Origin of the sequence: Arthrobacter sp. E3 (assembly GCF_017353415.1) — a bacterium.
Taxonomy (GTDB): Bacteria; Actinomycetota; Actinomycetes; order Actinomycetales; family Micrococcaceae; genus Specibacter.
In genome coordinates this window covers 1-544 of record NZ_JAFMPX010000096.1, presented here as the reverse complement: position 1 = coordinate 544, position 544 = coordinate 1, and the positions used below count along the sequence as shown (strand labels likewise).

Genomic DNA, 544 nt, shown 5'->3' with positions numbered 1-544 from the left:
ACCGGAACCATGCCCGCAGTTCGGGCAATGATCCCGGAAAATCCCGGCCCTCCACTGGCACATCCATCATGAGCCACACAATACGCGCAGCCCCCGACATCACGGCAGTTACATGGATAGCCAATTTTGGTGATATCCCACGTGATGACCTCGCCCGGGCCGGAGGCCATCAGCTCGGGCACAGCCCTGGCCGGGTGCTTGGCCAACCGGCGGCGTTCCTTGACTTGTTTGTTCTCCTCCAACACCCGGTAAAACGTTGACAACGAGCCCAGATAAGTGCCCAGATCAAGGAGTTTGGCATAGACCTGCATCGGTGCCAGATCAACGTACTCCGGGGCGTTCAACGCGGCCAAGACCGCGGCACGCTCAACCGGGCTGAGCTTGTTCGCCGGCTCCACCCTCACTGCTCGCAGGGGCGCGGACGGCTTGCGGTAGACGGTGGTGCGTGAAACACCGGTCAGCACTGCTGCCCGGCGTGTGGGAACTTCCTGGCCGCGTAGGCGCTGATAGGCGTCCATCATTTCTTCTTGGGCTTCGGCCCGTC

1 pseudogene is annotated in these 544 nt (G+C 61.9%); it reads right to left on the bottom strand.

The window, feature by feature from the left end:
* Positions 1–544, bottom strand: a pseudogene (locus tag JMA46_RS16790) (hypothetical protein); the annotation flags it as partial.